Here is a 26468-nt window from a genome sequence, read left to right as displayed (position 1 = left end):
CCCGGCGGTGCATGCAAAACTCATGAACACCTCAAGCTCCCTGTGGGAGCGAGCCTGCTCGCGATGACGCCGGCACAGCCACCCTCGCTGCAAGCTCAATCCCCTTACAAGCTCAACCGCCCCCGCTCTTCCTCAGTCAACCGCTGGCGGTTCTGCTCGTCCAACGGCCCTGCGCCCAATACCTGCACCGGGCTGGCCGGATCGTAGGCGCGAGGCGCCTCGCGGCTGGCACCGTCGCGTGAGGGGGCCAGTTGCTCGGAGCCAAAACTCACCACCTGCACGGTGAACACCGAGGCCTGGTTCTGCCGTGCTGCGTTCTGTTGCTGACGGGCCACGTCTTCAGCCGCCTGCGTCGCCGAGGACGCCGCCGAACTGGCCGAGGTGATGGCCCCGGTGTTCACCGTGGCCGCCAGCGGCACGCCGGTGGATTTGCCCTGGGTCTGGATGTTGGCCGCGTTCACCACGGTCAACGCCGCGATGTTGACGTTGCCCGACACCCGGATCCCCGCCTCGCCCGCATCGATGGTGCCCAACGGCGCGATCAGGTCGATATCCCCCGGTGCCACTTCGGCAATCGGGTTGAGGGTGGCGATACCCGCGCCGGTACTCGGCACCGATGGCGACAGGGTCACGTTGCCCCAGGTGTCGTACAAGCGCTTGGGCGGCGTGTACACCACGGTGGTCTTCGAGCCGCGACCGGCGTTGATGTCGCCCTGGGCCGACCAGCCGAGGATCGAACCGCCGAAGGTGGTCATGATCCGACTCTGCCCCAGCAGGATGCTGTTCTGCGCGTACAACTGGATATCGCCCTCGCCCTGGGTGATGACCCCGGCGGTGGACGGCGGCGCATTGCCCTCGATGCCGAAGGTCTGCCCGCCACCCGGGGTGAGCATCTGGATACTGCCACCAAAATCGGTGTGCACACCCGCGCCGCCAAACATCGTGATGTCGCCCTTGTAGGTGATCGCGTTGCCCGCCACATCCTTGCTCGGGAACAACAAGTCGATAGCCTCCCGCCCGCGCAAGTAGCTGCCCTGGCGCACGCCACCGGCTTCGTTGTACTCCCGGCCAGCGGCCTTGAGTTCGGCGAAGTACACATCGCGGGCAAACACCCGCTGCTGCTCCGCCGGCAATGCCGCGAAGAAGCTGCGGGCCTGCTCGGTGTCGCCGCTGAAGCCGAAGCGTTTCTCCAGCCAATCCACCAACTCGGCCTCGTAGGTCTTGGCGACCTTGCCGTCCTGGTTCGCCAGGGGCACACCGGCCAAGGCCTGGTTGGCCGGGTCCAGGTACGCCTTGACGAAGCGCTGGTAATCCGCGCCGTTGAGGCCCGCGCCGGCTTGCAGCACCAGGCTCGCGCCAGGGCGCGAATCTCCCGGCACCACGGCGCCGAGGCTGGTGATGCTGACCTTGTCGTCCATCAGGATATTGCGCCCGGCAGTGATCTCCAGCAGACCGGGGCCGGCGACATTGAAGTTGCTGTAGAGGATGTCGCGCCCGGCTGAGACGATGGAGATATCGGTGGCGTTGTTGTGGATGAAGAGGTTGCCGGTGCTGGTGTACTCCCCCGTGACCGACTCACCACCCCGGCCGCCACTCAGCGGTGTACCGCTGCTGACGATGTCCCGTCCGGCCATCATTCGCACAGAACCTGTGCCTTCGTAATAAGTCTGTCCGAGTCGGCTGTCGTTCGTGGTGGTAAACGTCATCGCCCGTCCGCTATTGACGGCCAGCAAGTCGCCCTTGATCGCATAGAAACGAGCTGGATCGGAGTTGAGGGCCCACTCGCTGGAGGCGCTGCTATTGTCAAAGGCAAACAAAGGCAACCGACTTGCGTCTGGAGGCACACGATTAGCATCGGCAGAGAGGTTGCTGACCACCACACTGCCATTGACAAGCCCCATGAAGGCCGGTCGCAGCGGTGTGGCCATGGCCGCAGCCGAGGCCCCGGAACGACTGACCGTCAGGTCGCCGCCATAGATGGAGTCGCCGGCCAGGAACTGCAGCTCGCTGTTGATGCCAGGTGCGAGTAGCAGCGCCCTGCGATAACTGCCATCGTAACCTGCGGTACCAAAAGCCTTGGCCTGGCCGTAATAGAGGCTGCCACTGGCGGCCACCGCCCGCAGGATGGAGGGATAGACCACCGCCAGGTCGGTTTCGATCTCTGACACCAGGGGCGTCATGTTGCCCCCCGACGACCAAAGGTCCACTGCCGTATTGGCCGTCCACAGCGTAAACCAGCTCACACCCGATCCATTGACCTCGCCATTCTTGAAGGGCGAAACGCTCATCATCGGCGCCCTGCCCGGGTCGACAACCTCCTGCACCACCAGGTCGCCCAGGGTCGACAGATTGAACGTGGCGTCGCCTGGCATCAGGGTCAGGCCACTGGTTGCTTGGCCGCGTGTGGAGCGGAAGGAATCGTAAGCCCGCGTTTCCCCCGGGGACTGATCCGTGCCTTGATTACCGTAGCGCAGGTCGATTCGCCCGATGGCGCTGCTGTCGAGTTGCGCATGGCCACGCAGATTGATCACTGCGCCACTCAGACGCCCGTCCGTGAGCCGGCTATCAGCATTCAGGACGCCCCCCACCCGCAGCCTCAGGTCACCACCGCCAGTCAATTGCAGGCTGCCATCAGCCCCTACACGCCCGGTGCTGCCCACCGCCAACAGCAGCCCCTGGCTACGAGGGTTGATGTTTGAGTTGAAGTCGCTACCGGCGAGTCGGTTCAATACGCCCGCGTCCCCCTTCACCTGTACATCCAGATCACCGCCGCCCAGAGTCCCGAACCCGGTGAAAGCGGCCATTTGATCAGCGCCCCCCGGCACGGTCGACGCGGTATAACTGCCGAAGTTGATCCACCAGGCGGTCGGCTGGCTGTTCGCTGAATCACCATTGCCCTGGCGCCAGAGCCAATTGCCCACGTTGGTCGAGTCCTGGCCCGTATCGGCGGGATTTGGACGCCCGACGGCATTGGCAGGCGCGGTCAGGTTACCGCTGAGGTCGCCGCCGACCTTGAGCAACAGATTGCCGCCCGCGTCCGGGTACCAGGCGCGATAGAGACTTTCGGTGCCGCCATCGACCAGCTTTTCGTGACTGCCATCCTCGTCGTTGAGCACCTTGCCGTTGGCGCCCAGGGCCTTGGGCTGGTTGTAGGGATCGCCCGGGAACGTCGGTACCGACGAGGTGCCGGCGGTGTAGATGCCGAACAACGAATCCATGCGCAGGCTGCCACCGCTGAGCAATTCCAGGTCGCCGATGCCGGTGCGAATGACGCTCGGACGGACACTGCCGGCAACCGCCTCATACTCCACGTCTGCGGGGGCACAGACACTCGGCGCCGCGTCGCAGAGTGACTGAACCGAATCAAACTGGAAAAACTGCGCGGCGGCCTGGCTGATCAGCTCGCCGGCCTTGACCTCAAAGCCGGACCCTGCCAATTCCTCCTCCGCGGCCTTGGTCCATCTGTAAGAAGCTTCAAGCGCGCAGATACCAGCGAAATCCGCACAGAAGGCGTCAACCGAGTCGTAACCGAAATTACTTATGATTTCCAGGTCGACGGACTGCCCAAGCTCTACCGTGAACCCTGCGGCCGCCAGTTCAGAGACCGCTAGTTCGGTCCACCGATAGGTGCCCTTGGCCGGCACGGGTTTACCGAACATGCCGTAATGGCTATCGGCAAGACGCAAGTCGCCTTGTACCGGGTCGGGCTGGACGATCCGGCTGTCCGCCGCCGTCGTATCGGCTCCAGCCACCAATCGCAGCGACCAGGATTGCGAACCCTCGGCGAGCATCGGGGCAATGGCCCACAAGCGACCGTCGCTGCCCGCGATCTCTGGGCGCAACTGCACCGACTCAACGCCATTGGGCAACTTCACATCGGTGCCGGACGGGATCAGCGAGCCACGGTTCAGCGCTAGGCTGCCGTCCAGCCTGAGGATATTGCTCTGGACATTGCCCGCGTTTGCCACGTTGGGCAGCGCAACGCCCTTGGGCCAGGTGAAACCGCGCAATGCGGCGGCGCCACTCAATACGCTGCCGGCGCCCAACTGCGAGCCGGCTTCGAGGGTCTGGGCCCGGCTCAACAAAGTACCCGCGGCAAACAGCAGGTTGCCGGAGGCGTCGTGCACCGCAGCCGCCAATACCGTGCCGGCCGGCAGTTCCAAGGGTTGTTCCAGGATCGCCGCCACTGGCAACCGGGTGCCGGCCGCCAGGGTCACGTTTTTGATGGGTAAGTCGTAGTTGAGCGTGGTGCCCGCCGGGAACGCCGTACCGTCGGCCAGGGTCACGCCGGCACCGGGGACGACGATGTCGCCACCGGTGAAATCGATGCCAGGCAGCAACACCCAGCCCTTGTCATCCTGGGTGGCCGGCGGTGGCGCAAAACCGTCGTTGATGCTGCCATAGATGCTCAGGTCACCACCGGCGCGCAGGGTCAACGCGCCGGCCTCGCCGGAGCCGTACACGGCGGTTTGCCGGGTGTGCGGGTTGACACTGGCGTAGCGATAACCGGACAGGTCCAGGTCACCCTGCACCACCAGGTCGCCGTCGGACGTGGCGCTGACAATCTCGACGCCGGGCCGCAGGTGGAACGCATCGGCGTAACGGGCGTTGTTCAGGCCGGCGAGTTTGCGTTGCATCAAATCGCTGTTGGCCAGCGCCGCGTTGATGAAGGCGAGGCTGTCCTGATGCTTGCCATCCAGGTAGGCCTGGTCGATGACCTGATAAGGCCGGCCACTGGCCGCAGGATCGCTGCCAAAGGCTGCATCGTTGTATTGCCACATGCCATTGACGGCGATGGACCGCGCGCCCTGGATATCCAGGTTTCCGCTGGCGTCGATGGCAATGTCGCCGTGGATGGCATCTGGCCCGGCGCGCCGGGCATTGAGTTCCAGGGTGCCGCGAGCGCGACCGTCATGTTGCCCCGCAGGCGCCGCAGTGCCATGGCGCAGATCGATGCGCGCGCCGTCGGCCAATGTCAGCACGCCGCCCCGGGAGGTCAGGTCGACCATGGCGCGGTTCGGTGAGTCGATGATCTTGCCGTAGCTGTCCACCCGCAGGCGGTTGCCATGGGCGTCGAGCATCGCGTTGCCGCCCAGGGTCAGGGACCGTCCGGCGGCGAGTCGGATGCTGCCGACCCGTTCGCCGCTGGCGTCTACCTTGCCACTGACCAACAGGTTTCCGTTATCGACCGACACGCTGATGGTTGAGGCCTTGAGTTCGTTGCCGATCACCAGGTCACCCTGCTTGAGCTGGAAGCCACGGGAACCGAACACCTGTCCGTCATTCAATCGTTGATTCAAGGCCGCGAACTGCTCGCTGAGGTCGCCGTTGCCGCCCAGGCGCTGGGCCTGGATTTCCACGCCGCCGGCCAGGTACGGCATGGCGGTGCCCCCGGCGTCATATTCGCCCGTGCTGCTGCCAAGGATTCGCCCTTGCAAATCAACGATCCCGGCGGACTCGTCCAGGGCCACGGCACTGAGCCGGCCAGCCTGGTTGTTGCGGGCCGAGAGGTCAATGCTTGAACCATCCGCCTGGCGGATGTTGCCGTTCTGGCTTTGCAGGATCACCTCGCCACCAGCGCTGTAGCGCGTCACATCGTTGAAGGTGACGGCGCGGCCCGCCACGTCGATCAGTGCCTCATCGGCCAGGGTCAGGTCATCCGTCGCGCTGAGGGTAAGCTTGCCGCTGGGCAACACCACCGCACTAGCCAGGTTGAGGCTCGCACCTTTGATGGACAGCTCGCCGCCAAGCCCGGAGACAGTGCCCGGCTTGGCGGCTGTACCCGTTACATTGACCGCGCCGCCTGCGGTGATGCGGTTGACCGAGCCGGCTTCACCGGTCAGCAATGGGGTGAGGATATTCAGGTTGCCGCCACTGTAGGCGTAACCTGTTTTAGCGTCATAGGCTCCCTGGCGCTGATACACCGCCAGGCTGCCCTTGTGGTTGGCGGTCAGGCGTTCGCTGGCGCTGAGATTGACGTTGGCGAACCCGAGTGCCAGACGATCCAGGGTAGTGACCGAGCTAGGCTGGGCGAATTCACCGTAGCCGAATTCGATGCGCTGGGCCTGGATGTCCAGGCGACCGGCGCCGGTGCCAGCCCCGCCGGCGATCACCGAACCCGGCGCATCGACGCCACCGTTCCAGATCAGGTTGGCGGTACGGATGGTCGCCACGTCACTGGCGTTGCCGGCGCCATAGATGGCCGGGGTGCTGAGCATCAGGTTACTCAGGCGCGACTTGCCGGTTGTCGGATCATAGGTGTCAAGGCTGACGGTGCCGTAGAAATTCAACGCCTCGCGGGCCGACAGCTCCAGGGTTTCCAGGGCCGGTGCGCCATATTCGGTATCGCCACGCAACAGGCGATCGAGCACGGTCTGGCTCAGGGTCAGACCCGCTGGCAAGACCTGGCGCGTCGCCGCATCGCTGAGTGCCTGGGCAGTGCCGACGTTGATGTTGCTCAGGGCCAGGGTCAGGTGGCGGGTGCCGTAGCGCACTTGGTCGTCCAGTTCCAGGCTGCTGCCCGAGGCGGCGACGATGCTGCCTTCGGAGTGGATCTTCGTCACGCCTGTGCAGGGTGTCAGGCTGCAACCGCCAATATTGACCGTACCCGTGGAGCCCGACTGCGGAGCCAACACGTTGAGCAAGCCGTTGGAAGCCGCCAGCATGTTGTAATTCTGGTTCCTCACATTGAGGTTATAGATAAAGCCATCACGGGCATCGTACGCAGCCTTGCCTTGCCCGAGAGTGTTGATGGCGGCGCCTTGCTCCACCAACAGCTCGCCGCCGTCGGTCAGCAGAAAAACCTCCGGTGCCGCCAGAGTCGCACCTTCACGCAACGTCACACTGCGGGAGACCCTTTGCGGCGTGATGTAGTTACCCCCTTGGCCATAAAGAATTGAAAACTGGCCGCCGATCACTTGGCGCGAGGCGTTCAACGCATTGAGGCTTCCGGCATTGAGGGTCACACCTTCGAAACCGACCGTGGCCCCGCGTCCGTCAGCAACGACCTCCAGCGCGCTACCGGTGCCCCCCACCACTGCAACGGTACCGCCGTATCCACCCGTCTGAGGCGCGAACTTGCCAATCCCCTTGAAGGAGAAAGCCTGGTCCCCTGCGCCCCTGGCCAGGTTCAGCTTCAAAGTCTTGGCATCCACTGGCAATAAAGCCCTGGGGACACCCAGGCGTCCGGCGTCGGCCAGGGCAAACTGGGCGTAGCTGGTTTCGTTGTATTGCGAGTAGAGGCGAAGCACCTCTCCCGACGTCAGGATGACCTGGCTGGACAAACTGTTGCGCTGCCCGGTATTAGCCACCGACAGTACCCCAGCGGTGGTCCAGGAGCCGTTGCGCATCTGCTGCGCAGCCGTTGTCACCCCCTGGCCCGCCAGGCCATTGACCTCGACCCGGAACGCTCCCGGCAACAGGGCGTAGGTGGAGGGCATCAAGGTATAGGTACCCGCGGCCAATCCCGGAACGCCGGCACCAATGGTAATTTGCTGGCCTATCCTGGGGTCCACAGCGCCGCCTTCGGGGGCGACTGGCGCATAGGGGCTCTGGTTGCCCGGCACGATGGCGTAGACCGGGTTGCTGGATAGGCCCGGCAAGGTAAACCCGCCATTCGCGCCGATTTGCACCAGCGGATTGAAACGCGCGTCGGTGGAACCGCCTCGGCCAGAGATAAACCCGGCGCCGAGCAAATCACCACCACCCGAGAGGTCGAGTACCGAGCCTTCCTGAGCAACCACCGACTGCCCCCCAAGAATCACGCCGACATTGAGGTCACCATTGTCGGAAGGCACCGCGCCTTGCCCCAGCAAAACCACTTTCTTGCCTGCGTACTGGTAGCTCTGTCCATCGACAGTACCGCCATAAGGCAGGATCAGCCCCAGGCCGCTGACGGAGGTCAAACTGTCCGGCAACAAGTTCAACCGGGCGGATATGCCCGCCGAACTATCATTTGTACCGACTTCAAGCAGCCCAAGCGGGGCCCGTACGACACCACCTTGTTCGATCTTTGCGCTGCCCAATTGCAAGCGACCGAACACCGAATAAGGTACCTGGGGGACGACCTGGGTGGTGCGGCCGATCACCAAGCTGCGCGTCGGATCGTACAGGGGGATGTTGTTAACGGGATCGCGCCCCCAGCCATACCCTGCCAAAACACGAGCGCCTACGCCGGTCGCCGGATACAGTTGGGCGGCCTGCAAAATCATGTCCGCAGGCGTCACCAGTTGAGTTGTGAAACCTTCGGGCAACCCTTCGCCCGAGAACCCGGCCAGGAATCGCACGTCCCCCCGACTGCTTAATTGAACCTGGTCAAAACCGGAGCGTTCCAACTCGACGGTGCTGCCGTCGGCCTGCCGCACGGTCCCCTTGCTACTGAACGTCACGTTACCCTGCACATCCAGCAGGTCTGCGCCGACAGAAAACACGGCCTTGTTCGTCTGCAACGATACGCCGCCATCGACCACCGGTCGGACGTAGTTATCCTTGTTTAGAAGGTTGGCCGCGGGACCCGACAGCAGTACATGGGAAGCATTGAGTTGAGCCCGGGCATTTGGCGCGGCTGCACCCGTTACAAAACTGCGGGCATACAGGCTCAGGCTTTGGCCAAGGGACAGCGACACGTCACCCTCGATGCTCAACAGCCCGTTGCTCAACAGCGCCAGGCTGTCGAAGCCACCCGACTGGACCTGATCAACACCCAAGCGCCCGTGGCCGTAGACCAACGAGTCCGCCGCTGTCTCGGCATTACCTTCCAGCAGGCTCGCAGGCGCGGTCTGTCCCAGCACCAGCTCACGCACCTTCATCACTCGGTCGCTGGCTGCGCTCTTCACGTAGTAAGGCGTTTCCAGTGCCACCGACAACTTGCCGCCCGCCGCCCCTGCCCCACCCGAACGAGCGCTGAAATCACCATCCAGATACAACCCATTGGCCGATGCCAGGGAAATACTGCCGCCATTGCTCGCCACCGCCGTGCGTCCCTGGCCGGGAACATCCAGCACGGCCTGGCTGCCATCCGCTTGCAGACGCGCCCCCTCGCGCACCACCACAAACAATTCGGATGCGGAAGCCGATCCCTTCGCTGCATCGATCTGGCCGCCGATGACAATCTGCCCGCCATCACGCACCAGGCCATAGGTCTGACCGCGCATATCCTGGGCGGTCACGGCCCGACTGGAGACGTCGATCAGCGCCTGCTCGCCCAGCCAGATGGAGCGACCGTGACCCTGAGCGTTGACGGCTTCACCCTCCGTACCTGTGACGCTCAACCCGGTGAGGCTGACCCGCCCACCCCACGCATTAAGGGTACCGCTGGCAGTCAACTGACCGATGCTGCGCACATCGATGCCCTGGCCCGGATCGACGCTGATCACGCTGCCCTTGCCCAGGTTCAACACCGTGCTCGCCATGTCGGCCGCGCTGGAGTTCGCGGTACCGGCAGTGAGGCTCAGGCTTGCGCCGCGACGCTGGGTCAGGACGCCTTTGATCGCATCTTCCTGGTAAAGCCGCGGCGTCCAGCGCTGCAACGCATCGGCCGGTTCCGCGCCGCTGCCGGTGCTCAACGCCTGCTCGCCAAAACGGTACACCGGCATCGTCACATCGACGCGGGTGCCGTCGGCCACGGTCAGGCCTTGGTTGCCGGTGATGTCATAGGCTGAGAAACCTTTGTCGAAGAAGTCGCCGCCCAGTTGCAAGGTGCCGGGTTCGACGGGCGCACTGCTGTTGCCGATCAGCACTTTGTTGGCCGCCAGTTTCAAGGTCCCGCCACCGTTCACTCCGCTGCCGCGCAGCTCACCACCGAGGCTCAAGTCGCCGCTGTCTGGCGACGTACTGGTAACCGCCGTCAGGGTCAAATCACCGCCCTTGCCGCCGCGGGTCTTGCCATCGGCCATGACTGCGGCACCGGAGCTGACGTCGATCAGGCTGCCCTGGCGCACATCGATGTTGTCGCTGCGCACGGACACGGTGCCGCCGTTGATGAATGGCAGACCTTGGCGGTCGTTGCCGTCGAGCAGCAGATTGCTCCATCGTCCGGCGGCGTTCAGCTTGACGCCTTCTCCTAATGTGACCACCGCCCGCTGTCCCGTGGCAGGTGAAAGCGTGACGTCTCCAATCTGGAAATTATCGCTCCTGACCTGTTTGAGGATGTTACCCAATACAATGCGACCACTGCGGGCCGTCAGGTCGGCGTTCACCTCGACCTGCGGGGTATAAAGCGTGATATCGCCGCCGTCGGCTACCTTGAGTGCACCGTCGACCTTGATGCCTTCGGCAGCCGCCACCTTGACCGCGCCGAGCTGGAAGCCATTGAGCAGTTCGTTATCCAGCACCAACTTGCCTTGCCGGTCGCTGCCGACCGCCGAGGTCAGGTCCAGGCCGGCGGCAATCTTGTCGGTCACCTTGCCGACGGTGACCTGATCGAAGGTGGGGTTCAAACCACTGTTGATCACGCCGCTGGTCTTGTCATAGATCGGTGTGTAGCTGCCCACCCACAACTGCGCCCGGCGGGCCACGGCGTTTTGTGATTGCTGGTAGCCGTCGAGATTGAGGTTCGGCGCCTGGGTCTGGCGTTCGCCCTGATAGACCTCACCGACAATCTGGCCTTCCAGCACCGCGTTGCGGGTCGACACCACCAGTTTGCCGGCATCGCGGCCGACGGTGTAGCCGGCTTCGAAGCGCTCGCGTGGGGCGATCATTGGGTTGTAGTAGTAATCGGTCTGGCCCCAGCGTTGGCTGTGGTCTTCGTAGCCTTTGTAGATGCCGGTGTAGAGGATGTCCCCCGGCGCCTTCGACAACTCATACAAACGCCCATCGGCGCCCTTGAGCCAGGACTGGCGCAAGTAGCCGCTCTGCACATCCAAGGTGCCGCCAGACAGGTTCAACTGCGCTGCCTGCTGGGTCACCACGTCGTCGCCAGTGAACGTCAGGGTACCGCCTTGTGCTGCCCATTCGCCGACACTGTGCCCGCGGGTGCCCAGGTAACCGCCAACCTCCAACAATCCACCCGCCGTGTACCAACGGTCAGTGGCGTAGCCGTTGGTGCCTGCCGGCACGTAGATCAAGTCACGCACGTCCACCCAGACATCGTTGTTGGTCAGTTTGCCGCCGCCGCGGTTCACCGGTGCGTCGCGCTGCTCGTTGCCCTGGACATTGACCTTGATGGAGTTGGATTCCATCGCCACCTTGACGCCGATGGCGCCGGACACATCGATCACCGCGCCATCGCGCACCAGGCTGCGCCCGGCGGCGCTGACCGCCACTTGGCCGCCGGTCGCCAGGGTGATGGAACCGTTCTGGAAGTCGACGCTGCCGCCGCTGACGATCTCGACCCGCGACTGATCGGTGCGGTCCACCACGCTGCTGAGGTTGTTGAACTGACCGGTGATCAGGTTGTTCGGCGTGCCATCCAGGCCGGCCGGTCCGGCACTGCGCTGGCTATCCAGGGCGCTGCCGCCCGCGGCGTCGAGCAGCACCGCCGTGGCGCTGCCCTGCCCCAGGGTCACGCTGCCGGTGCGGTCGCTGAAGGCGTTGAGCAGGTGCACGGTGCCGCGGGTGTCTACTGAACTGGTGGCGACAACCACGCCGTTCTGCTCGACCCGGTGCCCGGTAAGGGTGATGTCGCCGGTACTGGCCTGAATCAGGCCGTTGTTGATCACCGTGCCGGCGCTGCTGCCCGGATTGAGTGAAGTCGCGACCTCGTTGCCACGGGTGGTGGAACGCAGGTTGCCGCTGGTGCCCTGGCCCCGCCGGATATAAAAACTGTCGCCCGCCGCCAGGGTGGTCTGGCCCTTGGCGGTGATGATGGAGCCGGCGTTCTCCACTTCGCTACCCAGCAGCAAGGCATAGCCGCCCCCGGCCGTGGAAGTGGCGGCACGGTGGGTTTCGATCAGTGCGCCCTGCTGCACTTCGACCTTGCCCGCCGCGTCAGTGAAGGTCGGTTGGCTGCCGGTGACATCGACGTACAAGCCGCGCTGGCTGAATTGCTCATCGCTGATGTTGGCCGCCACCGCCGCCAGGTTGCGCACGTTGACCTGGCTGCTGCCGCTGAAAAGGATGCCGTTGCGGTTGACCAGCATCACCGTGCCATTGCCCTTGATCTGGCCCTGGATCTGGCTCGGTCGCGCCTGCGGGTCGTTGACCCGGTTGAGCACGGCCCAATCCGCTTGCTGCTGGAAATCCACCGTGGTGTTGCGCCCGACGTTGAAGGTTTCCCAGTTGAGAATCGCCTTGTCGGCGGTCTGCTCGATCTTCACCGTGGTCTTGCCACCGGCCTGGGTCTGCTGCGGTCCCTTGGCGTTGAGCCAGCCCTGGGTCAGGCTGTTGTCGACCTTGAGCCCGCCCTCGCCCAAGCCGTCGGGCACGGTCTGCACCTGCCCGAACGCGGCTTGCCTTCCAGCAGCCTGCGCTGCTTGCTGGGCCGCGATGGCCGCCACGGTGTTATTCAGATTGGTCAGCGAACGCTGCAACTGCGCATTGGCCCGTTGCTGCTGCGCCAAGGGTGGCGGCATGCCGGGCTGCGCCGTCGTAGGCCGCCCCGCGCCACCGGCCTGGGACGCGCCCTTGGCGGCAAACCAGGCCGAACTGAACACCGTGGCCGCGTGGGCATTGCCGGCCACCATCAGCAGGGCAATGGCCTGGGCCAGCGGCTTGAGCCGCAACATCGACAACTCGCCATCGCGATGTGGAGCATTCAGGTTCGTCTGGGGTTTGCAGCGCAGCATCCTACTCATCCTTTCGGGTTCGCTCTAAGGGGCGCAACGCAGTGCTATCAAGCTGCCAGCGTTGGTTATAGGGGATAGGCGGTTACAGCCGCTCGGGACCGAACGGATGTCATGAAAATTTCATGTGGCTGTGTTGGTACGGGTTGACGCAAAAAAATCAGCAACGGCTTTCGCCGTTGCTGATCGGTATTGCGGGTCGCTCAAGCCTGGGCTTACAACGGACGACCGATGGCGTTGCAGACGCTGGTGTTGCCGATGCTCAGACCGCTGGAAGCCGTGACGAAGGAATCACGAATCGCGGTTTTCCAAGCCGAAGGCAGCGGCACGAAACGGTTGGCGGTGATGGCCGAATCGTTGTTGGTCAACGAACCGTAGTGGCGGCTGAAGAAGTTGCGAACCTGGGTGGTCTGGGTCGCATCGGCGTAGCACTGGCTGAAGATCACGTTGGTGAAGCCCAGGATCGGGTAGCCGGTGGATGGGTAAGCCACCACGCTAGGGTCGCTTGGGTTGGTGGTAGCGGCGAACACCGGTACCCAGGCGTTCGGGTTGGAGCGGTTGGCAACTGCCGGTACCGCAACAGCAGCGATGGCGGCCGATACGTTGGCTGGGGCTGGGGAAACACCGGCAACGCGGGCTACTTTGGTGGCGTCATCCAGACCGGCCAGGGTGGTAGCGGCGTAGTCCGGGCTCATGTAGGTGATGCGGCCTTGGGCAGCGTTCACCGCAGTCATCACAGCCTGGCTACCAGTGGCGGAAACGGCGCCGGCTGGCAGGCCGCCGCTGTAGCTGGAAGCGAAGTTGGTGGTGATGGCGAAGGTGCCGGTTTCAGCGCACTTGGCGTTCAGGAAACGGGTGAACAGCTCGGTGGTACCGCTGCTCTCCGCACGGTAGACCACGGTGATTGCGCCAGTACGACCCGAACCTGTGATCTGGCTCCAGTCGGTCAAGCGGCCAGAGAACACGCCGCACAGTTGGTTGACGCTCAGGTCGACGTTGGCGGTGCCAGTCTTGTTGAACGGAATGGCAACCGAAGTGGCAACCGAAGGCACCTGGATCAATGGACCCCAGGCGGCACCGTGGGCGCTGACGTAGGTGCTCAGTTCGGTGGCGCTGAGCTTGGAGTCGCTACCGGCCCAGTGCACGTTCTTGTTGGTGGTGCCTGGCACGAACTTGGTGTAGTCGTTGGTCAGGAAAGCCGACTTGCCGGCGCCGCTGCCCACGCCGATGTAAGGGGCGAAACCGGCAGTCAGTACGCCGGAAGTCTGGTACAGCGGCTGAGGCAAGGTAGCACCACCGCCATTGACATCAGCCATGGCGGCCTGAGCGGCGCAGAGGCCGGCGAGGGTCAGGGATACCGCGAGAACGTTGCGCTTAAACATGAAGAATCTCCTTTCATCGTGTTCGTACGTAGGTTGGGTGACGCGTGCTTGCCGTCATGGCGCTCGGTCCTGTGCCGGTGGCGATGGGGTGAGGCCATGGGTTAGAAATTCGCAGTTTCCGGTGACAGATAAAGGAAAAAACCTCGGGAGCTGAGGGCTGTTTTCAAGGCATTTTTCTCGGGTGTTCCAGGGCTCTGGACTGGGGTTTCGAGCTGGTTTGGCGGTCGAGCCCGGTAAGGGGGCAGTGAAGGTCGCGGCGGGTGGTCGCCTGGCGAGCGAACATGACAGAACGAGGAACCCGAGTTTGGCGCGGGCGAGGCTCGGGAGATGTCCCCGCACCGCAAAAATAACGGGCTGGTTTCTGCTGTTGTGGCGAGGGGATTTATCCCCGCTGGGCTGCGCAGCAGACCCAAATCCTGACACCTCGGTGTGGCAGGTTGATCGCATTCAATATGATTGGGGTTGCTTCGCAACCCAACGGGGATAAATCCCCTCGCCACAAGGTTCCGGCCCGCCCAAAAGGTGTGTGGGTTTATTGCACCAACTGGTTGATCTCGATAATCGGCAACAACACCGCCATGACGATCACCAACACCACGCCGCCCATGACCACGATCATCAACGGCTCCAGCAGCGCGGTCATGCCCATGGCGCGGCGTTCGATGTCGCGGGACAGGGTTTGCGCGGCGCGTTCGAGCATCGGTGGCAGGCAGCCGGTTTTCTCGCCACTGGCGATCAGGTGGATCAGCACCGGCGGGAAGACTTTTTCCACCCGCAACGCTGCGGCCAGGCTGACCCCTTCGCGGACCTTGGCCGTGGCATCGCTGACACTCCGGCTCAGGCGGTCGTTGGACAGGGTTTGGCGCGCCGCCTCCAGGGCCCGCAGCAACGGCACCCCGGCGCCGCCGAGAATCGCCAGGGTCGAGGCAAAGCGCGCGGTATTGAGGCCCAGCACGAAACGCCCGATCAGCGGCAGGCGCAACACCTTTGCGTGCCAACTCAAGCGTGCCTGCGGGTTGCGCAAATACATCCGCCAACCCCAGAACCCACCGGCCAAAATGCCGAAACACAGCCAGCCCCAGGCACGGATGAAGTCACTGGCGGTCAGCATCGCCAAGGTCAATCCGGGCAAGTCCTGTCGGGCCTGGGAGAACGCGCTGACCACCTGCGGCACGACGTAGCTGAGGAGGAAAATCACAATGGCGATCGACACCAGCCCCACTACACCCGGATAGATGAACGCCGTAAGAATCTTGCCCCGCAGGTTGTTGCGCTCTTCGATGTAATCCGCCAGCCGCTCCATGACCTGAGCCAGATCGCCGGACTCCTCTCCGGCGGCAATCAACGCCCGGTAGATTTCCGGAAAATCCCGTGGCCGCGCAGCCAAGGCTTCGGCCAGACGCATGCCGCTGCGCACATCGGCACGCACTGCGCTGAGGGTCTGGGCGATGTGCTTGCGCTCGGCCTGCTCCACCGTGGCGCTCAACGCCGCCTCCAACGGCAGGCTCGCCCCCAGCAGGCTCGCCAGTTGCCGGGTGGCCCAGGCCAGGTCGTTGTCCGATAGCTTGGCGCTGAATAGTCCACCGCCATTGGCCTGCGTCGTGTTGCGCTCCAGCTGCACCTGCAACGCGGTCAATCCGCGACTGCGCAACAGGTTGAAAGCGGCTCCCTGGCTGTCGGCTTCCAAGTGTCCGGATTCGATCTTGCCCTGGGCGTCGGCGGCCTCGAAACGGTAGCGATTCATCAGGCGTCCCGTGTCACGCGCAGGATTTCTTCAGGGGCGGTGGCGCCGCTACGCACCCAGCGTTCACCGTCCTCGCGCATGCTCAACATGCCGGCCTGGCGGGCGGCGACACGCAGGGCCTGCTCCCCTGCCCCCTGGTGGATCAGCGTGCGGATGTCGTCGTCGATGCAGAACAATTCGTGGATGCCGGTGCGCCCGCTGTAGCCGGTCTGGTTACAGCTCGGGCAGCCCACCGGACGCCACGTGCCAGGCGTGGCCGGATCGGGCTGTTTGCACTGCGGGCAGAGCCTGCGGACCAGGCGCTGGGCCAGTACGCCGAGCATCGACGAGGCCAGCAGGAACGGCTCGACACCCATGTCGACCAGGCGGTTGATGGCCGACACCGCATCGTTAGTGTGCAGCGTGGCCAACACCAGGTGACCGGTGAGGGAGGCCTGCACGGCGATTTGCGCGGTCTCCAGGTCGCGGATTTCACCGATCATGATGATGTCCGGGTCCTGGCGCAGGATCGCGCGCAGGGCCAGGGCGAAAGTCATGTCGATCTTGGCGTTGACCTGGATCTGGCTGATACCCGGCAGGTCGTACTCCACCGGGTCTTCCACGGTGAGGATGTTGTGCACGCTGGCGTCCAGCCGGGCCAGGGCGGCGTAGAGGCTGGTGGTCTTGCCGCTGCCGGTGGGGCCGGTGACCAGTACGATGCCGTGGGGCTGGCGAATCAGGTGATCGAGCTTGGCCAGCACGTCCGGGTCCATGCCCAGGGTTTCCAGTTGCAGGCGGCCGGCCTGCTTATCCAGCAACCGCATCACCACCCGCTCGCCATGGCCGGTGGGCACCGTCGAAACCCGGATGTCGATCGGCCGGCCAGCTACGCGCAAGGCGATGCGGCCGTCCTGGGGCAGGCGCTTTTCGGCGATGTCGAGCTGGGCCATGATCTTGATCCGCGACACCAGCGCGCCGTGCAGGGCCTTGCGTGGCGAAACCACGTCGCGCAGGGTGCCGTCGACCCGATAGCGCACCACCGAATGGCTTTCGTAGGGTTCGATGTGAATGTCGCTGGCCTCGTCCCGCGCGGCCTGGGTCAGCAAGGCGTTGATCATGCGGATCACTGGCGCGCCGTCCTGGGTGTCCAGCAGGTCGGTGATCTCGGGGATGTCCTGCATCAGCCGGTCGAGATCCACTTCGTTTTCCGCCGCGCCCACCACGGCGGCGGCGCTGCCGGTGTCGGCGTAGGCCGTGTTGAGCAACCCGTCGAGTTCCTCGTCACGCACTCGCTCCAGGCGTACCTCGCCGAACTGGCGGCGTACTTCACTGATGGACCAACCCGGGGTGGAGGGACATACCATTAGCACCGCGCCTTCATCGGACTGGCGCAGCACCAGGCGTTGGGCCTTGGCCCAGGCGTATGGGAGGGTGTTCATGGGAACAAACTCCGACCACTTGGCCATACACAAAATCTGTGGCGAGGGGATTTATCCCCGCTGGACTGCGCAGCAGGCCCAAAAAATCCAACAACATTTACCTGATATACCTTGGTGTCAGATTGGGGCCTGCTGCGCAGTCCAGCGGGGATAAATCCCCTCGCCACAAATGCAGTGTTTCCAGGGCTGGTGTCCATCAGCGAGTGCCTCCTTCAATCGGCACCGCCTTGATCACCGCCCTGGGTGTCTGCAAGCCAACCGGCGCAGCCCCCGGGATCGCCCGGGCCGAGGCTGGCAGTTGCGGCGCCTGCATGTCTGGCAACGCCCAACTGCGTTCCGGTTGCAGCAGGCCCTGGGCGCGGCGCATGAAGTCGTAGCGGTTGAGGGTGATGCCGCGTCCCGCCGCCGTGTCGCGGATGATGTAGGGCCGCAGGAACACCATCAGGTTGGTCTTGGTGATCTGTCGCCGCTCGTTGCGAAACAGCGCGCCAATTCCAGGGATCGTCGACAACCACGGCACTGCGTCATTGCTCTGGCTGTAGCCATCCTGCAGCAACCCGCCGAGGACCATGATCTGCCCATCGTCCAACAGGATGCTGGTGTCGATCGCACGTTTGTTGGTGACAATCCCCGTGGTGCTCGAGGCGCGGTTGTCGACGCTGCTGACCTCTTGATAGATATCGAGCTTGACCGTCCCGCCTTCGGAAATCTGCGGCCGGACATTGAGCTTCAAACCCACCTCCTCGCGGGTCACGGTCTGGAACGGGTTGTTGCTGGTGCCACCGCCGCCGGTGACGTAGCTGCCACTGACGAAGGGAATGGTCTGGCCGACGAAAATGCTCGCCGCTTCGTTGTCCAGGGTCAGCAGGTTCGGCGTCGACAGCACGTTGGTGCCGCCCTTGCTCTTCAGCGCCCGGGCCAGGACCTTGAGGTCGAGGATCTTGCCGATGCCGGGAATGTCCACGGTGCCGTTGACTACCCCCAGGTTGAGGCCTTGGGGCAATACATCGATGCTGCTCTTGCCGTTGAGGTTGAGCCCGGTACCACCAAGGTTGACCCCACCGATCACCCCGCTGCCACCCAGGTTGCCGGTCTGCCATTGCACGCCAAACTCGCTGGCGTCGTCCTCGCCGACCTCGACGATCAGGCTTTCGATCACTACCTGGGCACGTCGCTGATCCAGCAGGTCGATGACTTCCCGCAGGTTGCGGTACAGCGGGTCCGGCGCCGAGATCAACAAGGTGTTGGTGGTGGCGTCGGCCTGGATGGTCACGCCGCCAGCACTGAAGGCGGTGCCCTGCTCGTTGTTCGTCGAAGCCGGGGTGTTGCCGGTGCTGCCCTGGGCGTAGCCGCTACCACTGGTCGACGCACTGCCGCTGGTGGTGGTGCTATTGGTGCCATCGCCACTGCTGCCCTGCCCGCTCTGGCCATTGGTGTTGCCACCCATGCCACTGAGCACCGAGCGCGAGTTGTCGTTGCCCTCGCCTTCGCTTTCCCCGGTGAGCAAGCCGCGCAGGGCCTGGGCCAGTTTGCCGGCCTGGGCGTTGCGCAGGTACACCACATGCAGGTTGCTCGGGTTGTTCTGGGCGTTATCGAGCTTGTAGATCAGGTTGCGCGCCAGCTCCGTACGCTCGGGGCTCCCCGCGCGAATGATGATGGCGTTGGAGCGCGGGTCGCCAATCACATTGATCTTCTGGGTCTGGTCGCCGCCCTGGGTTTCCAGCAGGTCGGAAACCATCTGCGCGATGTCCACGGCGATGCCGTTGTGGATCGGCACCACGTCGGTGTCGATGGCGCTCGGGGTGTCGATGCCTTCTATGAGCTGCGCCACCCGCGACAGGTTCTCGGCGTAATCGGTGACGACAATCGTGTTGTTGCCCGGGTAGGCATTGATCGGGTTGTTCGGCGACACGATCGGGCGCAGCACCGGGATCAGGTTCACCGCGTTTTCGTATTGCAGGCGGAAGGTGCGGGTCAGCATGCCGTTGCCGGCCGGTTTGTCGGCGCTGTAGATCGGCCCACCCAACAGCTTGGCATCGGCCTCTGGCACCACTTGGGCGACGCCGCCGACATCCACCACGCTGAAGCCTTGCATGCGCAGCGCCGCCAGCAACATGTCATAGGCCTGGTGGGCCGGGACCTGGCCTTCGGACACCAGCGTCAGGTTGCCCTTGACCCGCGGGTCCACCAGGAACTGTTGACCGGTGGAGCGAGACAAGGCCCGCACCACTGCCTGGATATCCGCCTCGACGAAATTCAGCGTCACCGGTTGGTCACCCAGGGGCGTACGCACCGGAGCACTGCTGCGCGGCTCTCGGGCACGGGCGGTGAGATCGACCTGATGCCGCACCGCTGGCTTGCGTTCACGCAGGTCCTGGGCCCGTTGGCGATCCAGCAGTGCATCGCCACTGCGTTGAGTACTGCCCAGCGGAATGCCCAGTTCACTGTCCACCAGCAACGGTGGCTGCGACACGGGCGGCGAGCTGTTGCATGCACTCAGCGCCAGCAATAACAACGGTGCAGCCTTGCGCCAATGACGTGGGTATCTGGCCCCTTTCATGAAGCTTCCTTAGCGCCTTGCGCCTGATTCATGCGAACGGTTCCGGACAGTGTGCCGGCGGTGTTGTCGGGGTTAGCGAGGTGGTCGGAATCGGTCGGGGTACGCTGCAAGCGGGCCTCGATCACTTCCAGGGAGAATTGCCGGGGGTTGCCCAATAGCCAACTGATCACAGCCTCGGCGGGGGCCTTGTCGAACGTGAGCTGCCAGGCATTGGGGAGCCCGGTGCCGAGCGTTTGCAGTTGGTAGTGCTGGCTCAAGCCACCGGCTTCCAGGCTCTGGCGCAAGGCGGCTTCGAGGGGCTGGCCTGGTGCAGGCCCAGCGACGTCACGCAACAGCACTTCGAGGGCTTCGGCCTGTGAACGCAGCTTCGGAGTTTCGGCTTGCCAATAGGCGATGCTCTTGAGCGGCGGCTGGATCAGTGCGAGCCAGCCCAGGCAACCGCCCAACACCAACGCAGCCAGGGCCACGGCGGCTTGTTCACGCCCGGCAAGCCCCTGCCAGAACGTGCGCAAACGCGTGCGAACGGTTTGCCAGCGCCCCCACGCCAGCGCCAGGGAGTGCTTATTCATCATCGGCGTCCGGGGTTTCGTCGGGGGAGTCCTGGCTGCCCTGGCCGGCCGTTGCCACCCGCAGGGTCCAGCCCTGATCGATGGCAACGACGTCGATGCCGGCCTGGGCCAGGGGAATTTTCCAATCCTCTTCGGCAGTGGTTTTCTGCGCCTCGGCCACGACATTCAGGCGCAATTCACCGTTCTCGAACACCAGTGCCTGGACATTGCCGCTCATGAACGGCATGGCACTGCCCGCCTGTTGCACCAGGCTGGAGAAGCGTTGGGCCGGGTCACTCGCCGCACCGCCCTGGCGCGCAGCGACTTGCTGGCGCGCCTGCTGCAGTGGGTTGAGGATCACCGGCAACTCGGGAAACGCCTGCTTCACCCGTTGGCTCATCTGCGTCTTGAGCCGTTGGCCTTGGGCCGCTTCGCGGGCGGCGTAGAGGTTCAGCCCGACCACCCAGACCGCCAGCGCTGTCGCGCAGATCGCCGCCGCCCGGCCCCAACCACCGCGCTCGACTGCATTGCGTGAAAGACCGGCATGCAAGCCCCAGCCCGGCGCCGGACCGGTCCAGCGCTGGGTGTCGGCCAAGGTGCTGATCGCAGGTTGCGGCGGCGCCCCTGCGACCCAATGCAGCCCGGCCCCAATTTCCAGCAGCCATTCATCCAGCGCCTCTTCCTGCAACGGTTGCACCACGGCGTGTTGGAGATCATGGCGCACCAGCAGGTGGCCGTCCTCGATACAGGCCACCGGACCCGACAGCACCGGCAAGGCGTAGGCCGCCGGATAGAGACCGCGCAGCTTCATGCCGGCCTGGTGCACAAGCCGGCCCAGGTGGGCGAGCGACTCACGGTCCAGCCAGGCGATTTGTACCTGCCCGTCGGCCCCACGCGGACTATGCGCCACTTGCATCTGCTCACTGGCACCAAGCATCAGGGCCTGGGCCGCGCACGTCACCGCCGCGGTGATCTTGGCCGCTGGCAACAGCGGCAATTCCAGGCGGGTCAGCAAACTGTCGCGGGGATGAAGGAAGCATTCCACGGAAATATTCTTAGCGCCCTGGCCCAATGCCCGCAGGCTGCTGCGGCCCTGTTCGCGGACCTGGCCCTGGCGATCCAGCCAGGCAAATACCACCTCGCTGTCGAGATCCAGGCTGCCCAGCGGCGCCAGGGCGATGCGCAAACGCGTCATACGCCCACCCTTGACCAGATCACCTGGGGCAAGCGGTCCTCGGTGCGTTGCAGCAAAGCCTCCAGTTCAATCCGCCGCTGACCGCTGCGCGCCTGTCCCCGCAGGCGGAACCAGTCGCTGGTGATGCCGACCTTGACGCTGGCGGTATCCAGTTCCGGCATGCGCAGGCGATTGACGAAATCCCCGCGATTGATAAACCAGTGGCCGCCGTCACGCTCCCGGACCAGTGCTTCGGCCCGTTGCAGCGACAACCCCGGCACGTAGGCGGCCAGCACCGGCGCACTGGCGGTGTTGCCATTGAGCCAGGTGTTGGTCGGCAGGACCGTCACGTAAGGCGCCAGTGTTTCCAGTAACCGTGTGGTGACGCCCTTGACGCTGCGCAGGTCTTGCAAGGTGCGCAGCATCGGGCGCGTCGGCGCCAGCGCCCTGTTGGCGGCCTGGGGCGAGGTATCCCGGCCGCTGTCGAAGGTATTGCCCTTTGGCGCTTGTTCCGCCCGCTGCGAATTCAACAGGCGCGGATAAGCCTCGACGACCCTCTCAACGATGCGCTTGCGGACTATCGCGGTAACACCAAGCTGCTCGCACAAGCGTTCGAAGGCGCGCACTTGTTCTTCATCCACCTGCTCATTGGCGACGAGGTTGCGCAGGTTGAACTTGCCTTGCTCATCTTCCAGCTGGCCTTCGAACGGCGTATCGATCAGGCCTGAGCCCGGCATCACGATGGGTTTCGCCCAGGGTTGACCGAAGCGCGTCAGCGGATCGCGCTGGCGGGCGTCCCAGAGCAACTGGCGACTCAGTTGCAGGCCGCCCTGCAACCGCGCCGTCCCCTGGACGCGCAACTGCTCGGCCTCCAGGCTGCGGGTGAACAGGGTCTGGCGGGTCAGCATGCCACCGGCGATGACCGCCACCACGGCGGCAATCAGCAAGGCACTGATGACCGCCATGCCGCGCTGCTTCGCCGCGAAGGACGAATCCGTTCGCATCACGGCCCTTACAACTGCCAGGAGCCAATGTCGGCATTCACGCCATCGCCGTCAGGCTGGCCGTCGGCCCCCAGGGAAAAGATATCGACTTCGCCGTTGGCGCCGGGGTTGAGATAGTTGTAGGGACGGCCCCAGGGGTCATTGGGTAGGCGTTCGAGATAGGAACGCCAGGTGCCGTTTTTTGCATCGGCCGGCTTTTCCACCAGCACCTTGAGGCCCTGGTTCATGCTCGGGTAACTGCCGTGGTCCAGGCGATAGAGCTTCAAGGCTTGCATCAGGCCGCCAATGTCCTGTTTCGCCGCCGTTGCCCGGGCCTGGTCGGGGCGATCGAGGACCTTGGGTACCACCATCGCCGCCAGGATGCCGAGGATGACCACCACGACCATGATCTCGATCAGGGTGAAACCCAACTGCCCGCGAGGGCCTTGGGAACGGGCGTTGTAACGGGCGATCTGCATCTCGACGGTCCTTCGCTGGATTCGATTCGAGGCGCAGTGTTGCAAGAAAATATGTCAGTGATATTGAAATTGCTCAGGAGCTTGCGTCGTCAATCGGTCATGAACGCCGGCTAGCCTTGAAGGCTGCCCTCGCCCTCGAGCCCGCGCCATGCCACGCCCCGCTCCGCAAGCCGGCTTCACCCTGATCGAAGTGCTGGTGGCCCTGGCGATCATCGCCGTGGCCATGTCGGCGGCGGTGCGCGTGGCGGCAGTGATGACCCAGAGCAACGGCCTGCTGCGCGACAAATCCATCGCCCTGCTGGCCGCGCGCAGCCAACTGGCACAGTTGCGCCTGGAAGGACGTTTTGCCCAAGGCTCGACCGTCTTCGAATGCGATCAGGGCCGGTTGCTGCTGCGTTGCGAACAGAACCTGCGCCCGGCGGAAAATGGCCGGATGTTGCGGGTTGAGCTGAGCGTATCCGACCGTAGTCGCGAAGCGCCGCCCTTGGCTCGGTTGGAGACGTTGGTTAGCCGAGAGAAATAAAGGCAAACACAACCACCTGTGGCGAGGGGATTTAGCGAAACGTCGCACCAGCCCCGCTGGGCTGCGCAGCAGCCCCCTCAAAAAATGGACGCAATCAGCCTGACACACCAAGGTGCCAGACACAGGGGCTGCTGCGCAGCCCAGCGGGGATAAATCCCCTCGCCACAAGGATTTCAGCGGATCAGGGAAGGCAAACTCACTGAATCCGGCAACCGGGCCAGGACCAGTCGGGTCTGCTCGTTACCCCGCTCGATCACCACCGCCTGTGCTTCGATCGCCACCAACCGTACCCCTTGGGCCACGCGTTCACCGACCAGGAAACTGCGCGGCGGTCCGTCGTTGAGGCTGAGGATTGCCACGGGCGCGCGAGTGCCGGCCATCACGCCACTGACCTTGATGTCCACCGGCGCCGGCTGGTTGGAGAACCATTGCAGCGCCGGATTATCGGAACGCTCGGCCAGGCGTTGCGGGGCGACATCCGGCGTGCGCGACTCGGCTGATGTCAGCAGCAGCGAAGACCAGGTCGCCACCCCGGCCAACGCCGCCAACAGACCCACCGCCTGAACGATTTGCGCCGGGGACACACGCTCGATGAACGCCATGGCCTGAATCTCCTTTTTGATTCCAACTAGTAGCGTACGCGCCAATTCTCTCCGTTTTATTTCACATCCCTATCATCTTCACCGTGCAGGATGACTCTCACGCAAAGGAGCGCCCATGAACCCCGGCAAGCAACGCGGTTTCACCCTGATCGAACTGATGGTGGTGCTGGTGATCATCGGCATTGCCAGCGCCGCCGTGAGCCTGAGCATCAAGCCGGATCCGTTGAAGTTGCTGCGTCAGGATGGCGAACGGCTGGTGCAGCTATTGCAACTGGCCCAGACCGAAGCACGCACCGACGGGCGGCCGATTACCTGGCGCTGGGACGCCAAGGGTTTTGGCTTCAGTCGTCGCGCCGATCAGGGCGCCGGGGTGGATCGCTTCAAGGACGACCCGCAACTGCATCCACGGCACTGGCAGAGCCCATCGATGGAGGTTCGCGTGGAACCCAGGCAGCGGGTCGTGCTGAATGCCGAATGGATCGGCGAACCCTTGCAGATCCGCCTCTCAGACGGCCTGAACAGTCTCACTGTGCAACGCAGTGCCGCCGGGCGGGTGCAACTCCAATGAGCACGCGGCAGACGGGTTTCACCTTGCTGGAAGTGATGGTGGCGATCCTGCTGATGGCGGTGGTCAGCCTGATCGCCTGGCGCGGGCTGGACAGCGTGACCCGTGCCGACAGCCACTTGCAGGCCAGTACCGAACAGACCGAGGCCTTGCTGCGAGTGCTGAACCAACTGGAACGCGACGTCGCCCTGCGCGCCAGCATCGAGCTGAGTGAACCGGTAAAACCCGGCGTCGACGACCAGCCCTCGACCGCCCCGCCCGCCCTCACTGTGCGCAGCACTGAAGGCCGCGGGTTTCGCCTGGATGTGATCCGCGTGGCGGCAGCCCGGGAAGGCGAGTTGCAACGGGTACGCTGGTGGCTCAAAGGCGACACGCTTTACCGCGCCCAGGGCCAGGCCCGCGATCGCTACCCACTGCCAGCACCCGGCCCGGGCGTGGCCGTGCTCAGTGACGTCAGCGACGCCGGGCTGCGGTTCTGGGATACGGAAAAAGGTTGGCGCAAGCTCAGCGGCAACCGCCAGGAAAACCCGATGGGCATCGAAATCAGTTTGAGTCGACAGACACCCCAGGGTGTCGAGAAGTATCGGCAGGTGCTAGGGCCGCTGGAGTAAGCCAAACAACACAGTCCCTTGTGGGAGCGAGCCTGCTCGCGATAGCGGTGGGTCTGTTGCAGTGAGGTCGGATGTGCCGGCCCCATCGCGAGCAGGCTCGCTCCCACAGGGTTATTGGATGACCTCAATATTTCGGCACAACACAGGCCCTCTGTGGGAGCGAGCCTGCTCGCGATGAGGCCCGCCCAGGCGCCGCCGGCCTCAGCTCAGCACCACCACCCCACCTGGCAATTCCGTGCATTTGGCGCCATAGGCATCGCGGATCAACAGCGCCACGCCCGCCAGTTGGTCGAGGCGAAACCGCGCCTGGACCTTGCGCTGACCCAGTTCGCGATTGAGCAGCAGCAACATACCGGGCCGATAGCGATTGATTTCATCGATGACGCTGGCCAGGGTCGCGTCGTTGAACACCAGCACCTGCTCGCGCCAGGCGACGGCCGCCGACACATCGGCACGCTTGGGAGCGCCCACCCGGCCAGGGTCGTAAGTCAGCTGCATACCCGGTTCCAAGCGAAACCGCTGGCCTTGTACCTCGACCTGCACCACGCCCTCCAGGCAGGTGGCGCAGACGCTCTGGTCGGTGTAGCGGATGTTGAAGCGTGCCCGGGCGGCGCTGATCCAGCCGGTGCCGGCCTGGACGCTGACCACCTGCGCACTACGTCCCTGCACTTCAATCTCGCCACTGAACAATTGCAACCCTTGGCCGCCATCGGTCAGCGGGCGACGGCTGAGACGGGTCTGGGTGTTGAGCTCCAGGCTGACGCCCTCGGCCAACTCTACCCGGCGCTGCTCACCCACCTCAGTGATGTAATCGGCCCCCAGCCCGGAAACACCGCCGGGCACCGTGGCGCGGATCAACAGGAAACCGGCCGACGCCGCGATTGCGCCGCCCAGCAACGCCCGCCGCCCGAAATGCCGGGGTGCCTGCAATGCCGCTGCGGCGGGTTGCAGCCCATGCCATAGTGCCTTGGCCTGTTCGAAGGCCTGCGCGTGTTCGGGGCTTTGCCCGCACCACAGGCGCAAGGCCCGGGCATCGGCCACGGTGGCGCGTCCCGAGGTCAGCAGGATCAGCCAGTCTCGGGCCTCGCTGGCCAATCGGGCCTGGGGCGTGGCGTCAGGGGAAGCGATGCTGAAGATGTTCAAGCGCACACACACTCACG

Annotated in this window: 14 protein-coding genes; 3 read left to right on the top strand and 11 right to left on the bottom strand. The window is 64.3% G+C overall.

Annotated features, from left to right (window positions below; all coding sequences use genetic code 11):
* Nucleotides 1-104: 104 nt before the first annotated feature.
* The 9 genes from AC30D9_RS19255 to gspG form a co-directional block, all read right to left on the bottom strand.
* Nucleotides 105-12722, bottom strand: a complete 12618-nt coding sequence (locus AC30D9_RS19255) for a filamentous hemagglutinin family protein (RefSeq protein WP_490144609.1) — start codon at nt 12720-12722, stop codon at nt 105-107.
* Between the two features lie 212 nt (nt 12723-12934).
* Nucleotides 12935-14101 (bottom strand): substrate-binding domain-containing protein, encoded by a 1167-nt coding sequence (locus tag AC30D9_RS19250; protein ID WP_134924041.1) that lies wholly within the window; start codon nt 14099-14101, stop codon nt 12935-12937.
* A 532-nt stretch (nt 14102-14633) separates the two neighbouring features.
* Nucleotides 14634-15845, bottom strand: coding sequence for a type II secretion system inner membrane protein GspF (gspF, locus tag AC30D9_RS19245; RefSeq protein ID WP_490144608.1), 1212 nt, complete (start codon nt 15843-15845; stop codon nt 14634-14636).
* Entirely contained in the window at nt 15845-17263 is a 1419-nt protein-coding gene (gene gspE, locus AC30D9_RS19240) for a type II secretion system ATPase GspE (RefSeq protein ID WP_134924039.1), read from the bottom strand. Before gspE ends, gspF begins: the two co-directional genes overlap by 1 nt.
* 196 nt (nt 17264-17459) lie before the next feature.
* On the bottom strand, nt 17460-19823 hold the full coding sequence (gene gspD, locus AC30D9_RS19235) for a type II secretion system secretin GspD (protein ID WP_490144607.1): 2364 nt from the start codon (nt 19821-19823) through the stop codon (nt 17460-17462).
* Entirely contained in the window at nt 19820-20392 is a 573-nt protein-coding gene (locus AC30D9_RS19230; protein ID WP_490144606.1) for a type II secretion system protein M, read from the bottom strand. The genes gspD and AC30D9_RS19230 overlap by 4 nt, the downstream gene beginning before the upstream one ends.
* Nucleotides 20385-21566 carry a type II secretion system protein GspL gene (gene gspL / locus AC30D9_RS19225; protein WP_490144605.1) on the bottom strand — a complete coding sequence of 394 codons (1182 nt, stop codon included), beginning with the start codon at nt 21564-21566 and terminating at the stop codon, nt 20385-20387. Before gspL ends, AC30D9_RS19230 begins: the two co-directional genes overlap by 8 nt.
* Nucleotides 21563-22549: a type II secretion system minor pseudopilin GspK gene (gspK, locus tag AC30D9_RS19220; RefSeq protein ID WP_490144604.1), complete on the bottom strand. Its 987-nt coding sequence runs from the start codon at nt 22547-22549 to the stop codon at nt 21563-21565. The genes gspL and gspK overlap by 4 nt, the downstream gene beginning before the upstream one ends.
* An 8-nt stretch (nt 22550-22557) precedes the next feature.
* Nucleotides 22558-23007: a type II secretion system major pseudopilin GspG gene (gspG, locus tag AC30D9_RS19215; protein ID WP_122566419.1), complete on the bottom strand. Its 450-nt coding sequence runs from the start codon at nt 23005-23007 to the stop codon at nt 22558-22560.
* Between the two features lie 148 nt (nt 23008-23155).
* Here gspG and gspI point away from each other — a divergent pair, with 148 nt between their 5' ends.
* Complete coding sequence (gene gspI / locus AC30D9_RS19210) at nt 23156-23530, top strand: type II secretion system minor pseudopilin GspI (protein WP_307570960.1); 375 nt, start codon at nt 23156-23158, stop codon at nt 23528-23530.
* A gap of 173 nt (nt 23531-23703) precedes the next feature.
* On the opposite strand, the gene AC30D9_RS19205 is transcribed toward gspI, so the two are convergent.
* Nucleotides 23704-24132, bottom strand: coding sequence for a type II secretion system protein N (locus AC30D9_RS19205; protein ID WP_490144603.1), 429 nt, complete (start codon nt 24130-24132; stop codon nt 23704-23706).
* A gap of 115 nt (nt 24133-24247) precedes the next feature.
* Between AC30D9_RS19205 and gspH the strand changes: the two genes are divergently transcribed.
* On the top strand, nt 24248-24700 hold the full coding sequence (gene gspH / locus AC30D9_RS19200) for a type II secretion system minor pseudopilin GspH (RefSeq protein ID WP_134924032.1): 453 nt from the start codon (nt 24248-24250) through the stop codon (nt 24698-24700).
* Nucleotides 24697-25308, top strand: a complete 612-nt coding sequence (locus AC30D9_RS19195) for a type II secretion system protein GspJ (RefSeq protein ID WP_490144602.1) — start codon at nt 24697-24699, stop codon at nt 25306-25308. The genes gspH and AC30D9_RS19195 overlap by 4 nt, the downstream gene beginning before the upstream one ends.
* A gap of 201 nt (nt 25309-25509) precedes the next feature.
* Here AC30D9_RS19195 and AC30D9_RS19190 read toward each other — a convergent pair whose 3' ends face one another.
* Nucleotides 25510-26451 carry a FecR family protein gene (locus AC30D9_RS19190; RefSeq protein ID WP_490144700.1) on the bottom strand — a complete coding sequence of 314 codons (942 nt, stop codon included), beginning with the start codon at nt 26449-26451 and terminating at the stop codon, nt 25510-25512.
* Nucleotides 26452-26468: the final 17 nt, after the last annotated feature.

The sequence above is a fragment of the Pseudomonas sp. DF11 genome (assembly GCF_058148565.1).
Note: the sequence above shows the minus strand (reverse complement) of the source record. Positions and strands in the feature narration are given on the sequence as shown.

Excerpts from the sequence above, each read along its gene's own strand:
- AC30D9_RS19255 (WP_490144609.1), bottom strand. The coding sequence starts at position 12,722 with ATGCTGCGCTGCAAACCCCAGACGAACCTGAATGCTCCACATCGCGAT.
- AC30D9_RS19250 (WP_134924041.1), bottom strand. The coding sequence starts at position 14,101 with ATGTTTAAGCGCAACGTTCTCGCGGTATCCCTGACCCTCGCCGGCCTC.
- gspF (WP_490144608.1), bottom strand. The coding sequence starts at position 15,845 with ATGAATCGCTACCGTTTCGAGGCCGCCGACGCCCAGGGCAAGATCGAA.
- gspE (WP_134924039.1), bottom strand. The coding sequence starts at position 17,263 with ATGAACACCCTCCCATACGCCTGGGCCAAGGCCCAACGCCTGGTGCTG.
- gspD (WP_490144607.1), bottom strand. The coding sequence starts at position 19,823 with ATGAAAGGGGCCAGATACCCACGTCATTGGCGCAAGGCTGCACCGTTG.
- AC30D9_RS19230 (WP_490144606.1), bottom strand. The coding sequence starts at position 20,392 with ATGAATAAGCACTCCCTGGCGCTGGCGTGGGGGCGCTGGCAAACCGTT.
- gspL (WP_490144605.1), bottom strand. The coding sequence starts at position 21,566 with ATGACGCGTTTGCGCATCGCCCTGGCGCCGCTGGGCAGCCTGGATCTC.
- gspK (WP_490144604.1), bottom strand. The coding sequence starts at position 22,549 with ATGCGAACGGATTCGTCCTTCGCGGCGAAGCAGCGCGGCATGGCGGTC.
- gspG (WP_122566419.1), bottom strand. The coding sequence starts at position 23,007 with ATGCAGATCGCCCGTTACAACGCCCGTTCCCAAGGCCCTCGCGGGCAG.
- gspI (WP_307570960.1), top strand. The coding sequence starts at position 23,156 with ATGCCACGCCCCGCTCCGCAAGCCGGCTTCACCCTGATCGAAGTGCTG.
- AC30D9_RS19205 (WP_490144603.1), bottom strand. The coding sequence starts at position 24,132 with ATGGCGTTCATCGAGCGTGTGTCCCCGGCGCAAATCGTTCAGGCGGTG.
- gspH (WP_134924032.1), top strand. The coding sequence starts at position 24,248 with ATGAACCCCGGCAAGCAACGCGGTTTCACCCTGATCGAACTGATGGTG.
- AC30D9_RS19195 (WP_490144602.1), top strand. The coding sequence starts at position 24,697 with ATGAGCACGCGGCAGACGGGTTTCACCTTGCTGGAAGTGATGGTGGCG.